The sequence below is a fragment of the Nocardia sienata NBRC 100364 genome (assembly GCF_001613205.1).
Taxonomy (GTDB): Bacteria; Actinomycetota; Actinomycetes; order Mycobacteriales; family Mycobacteriaceae; genus Nocardia; species Nocardia sienata.
Window position 1 is genome coordinate 1 of the sequence record NZ_BDBX01000116.1, and the last position, 2,414, is coordinate 2,414.

At 68.9% G+C, this 2,414-nt stretch carries 1 protein-coding gene; it reads left to right on the forward strand.

What is annotated here, in order from left to right; genetic code table 11:
* The coding region (locus tag NS4_RS30975) for a condensation domain-containing protein (RefSeq protein ID WP_157106354.1) at positions 1-2,414 on the forward strand (2,414 nt) is incomplete at both ends.

Below are 2,414 nucleotides of genomic sequence, written 5' to 3' on the forward strand. Positions count from 1 at the left end.
TCCGCCCTGCTGGCACAACCGCAGGTGGGTCAGGCCGTGGTGACGGTCGCGGCGTCGCCGCTGGGCGAGCAACTGGTCGCCTATGTGGTGCCTGCCGCGGGCGCGTGGATCGAATCCACGGAATTGCTCGACGCTATACGTGGGGTCCTGCCGGCCTATATGGTGCCGGCGACCGTGATGGTGCTGGACGAGTTCCCGCTGAACCCGTCCGGCAAGCTGGACCGCAGAGCTCTGCCGCAGCCGCAATTCGAGGCGCGGGAATTCCGGGCGCCGTCGACCCCGATCGAGGAGATCGTGGCCGGTGTCTATGCCGATGTTCTCGGTGCGGAGCGGATCGGCGCCGACGACGACTTCTTCGCGCTGGGCGGAAACTCGCTGATCGCGACCCAGGTCGTGGCTCGCCTCGGCCGGGCGCTGGATGTCGACGTCCCGGTGCGCGTCCTGTTCGAAGCGCCCACAGTGGCCGCCCTGGCCGCACGTGCGGAACTGCGGTCCGAGGCCGGTGGGCGGGCGGCACTGGTGCCGCAGCCGCGTCCGACCCAGGTCCTGGGGACGGGCGAGGTCGTGGAGCGGGTGCCGCTGTCGCTGGCGCAGCAGCGGATGTGGTTCCTGAACCGGTTCGATCCGGATTCGTTCGTGGACAACATCCCGGTCGCGGTCCGGCTGTCCGGCGATCTCGATACGGCCGCCCTGGCGGCTGCCGTCGGCGATGTGCTGGCGCGGCACGAATCGCTGCGGACCTTCTACCCGGAGGTCGACGGGACTCCGTACCAGCAGGTGCTGCCGGCGGCCGAGGTGATGCCGGAGCTGGCACCGATCGAGGTTACGGCGGCCGAGCTGCCCGCCCGTCTCACGGAGCTGGTGGCGGAGGGCTTCGATGTGACTTCCGGCGTGCCGCTGCGGGTCCGGCTCTTCCGGCTCGACGCGTCCGAACATGTGCTCGGCCTGGTCGTCCATCACATCTCCGGTGACGGTTTCTCGATGGCGCCGCTGCTGCGCGATGTGGTGACCGCCTACGTCGCACGTACCGCCGGTGACGCCCCCGGCTGGGCGCCGCTGGAGGTGCAGTACGCCGATTTCGCGCTGTGGCAGCGGCAGGTGCTGGGTGCGGAGGACGATCCCGAATCGGTGATCAACCAGCAGATCTCGTACTGGTCGCAGGAACTGGCCGGACTGCCGGATCAACTGGATCTCCCGGCGGACCGGGCGCGGCCCGCGATCTCCTCGGGCCGGGGCGCGACGCATGCGTTCGAGATCGACGCCGAAACCCACGCGGGCCTTGTCGAACTGGCGCGGGCCGAAGGCGCGACCCTGTTCATGGCCGTGCACGCGGCGTTCGCGGTGTTGTTGTCACGGTTGTCCGGGGAGACCGATATCGCGATCGGCACTCCGATCGCGGGCCGCGGTGAACGCGCGCTCGACGATTTGATCGGTATGTTCGTCAACACCCTGGTGCTGCGGACGCCGGTCGATTCCGGGGCCGGGTTCACCGAGCTGCTGGGTTCGGTCCGCAGTACCGATATCGCCGCGTTCGGGCACGCCGATCTGCCGTTCGAACGTTTGGTGGAGATCCTCAACCCGGTCCGGTCGCAGGCCCGGCACCCGCTGTTCCAGGTGATGCTGGCGCTGCAGAACACGCCGTCGGCGCGCACGGAGCTGTCCGGGCTGGTTATCGGCGCGGTCGAGATGCCCCTGGAAACGGCGAAATTCGATCTGCAGCTGGATCTGAGCGAGCGGACGGCAGCGGCGGGGATCGACGCGGTCTTCACCTATGCGACCGATCTGTTCGACCGGGCGACGGTCGCGCGGTTCGCCCAGCGATTCGTCCGGTTGCTCAAGGCCGTCGTCAAGACGCCGGAGCGTCCGCTCGGTGATCTCCCGTTGCTCGACGCGTTGGAGGCCTCGGAGGTACTGCGCGGCGGATACGGTCCGGAGCGTGCCGTCGATCCGGCCGCGACCCTGGCCGGTCTGTTCGCCGACCGGGCAGTGCGTACTCCGGAAGCGCCCGCGGTGACGTTCGAGGGGACAGGTCTGTCCTATGCCGAGTTCGCCGGCCGGGTGAACCGCCTGGCGCGGCATCTGGTCTCGCTCGGTGTCGGACCGGATGTTGCGGTGGCGCTGGGTATGCGCCGCTCGATGGATCTGGTTGTGGCGATGTACGCGGTGGTCACCGCCGGCGGTGCCTACGTGCCGCTGGATCCGGAGCAGCCGGCCGAACGCACCGAGTACATCCTGGCCACTGCGGACCCGGTCTGTGTGCTGACGAGTTCGGCCGACGGATTCACCACCGCGGATCGCCCGGTGGTGGTCGTCGACGAGATCGATCTCTCGGGGTATGCCGATGTCGCGGTGACGGATGCGGAGCGGGTGGCGCCGTTGCGTGCGTCGAATACGGCGTATGTGATCTTCACGTC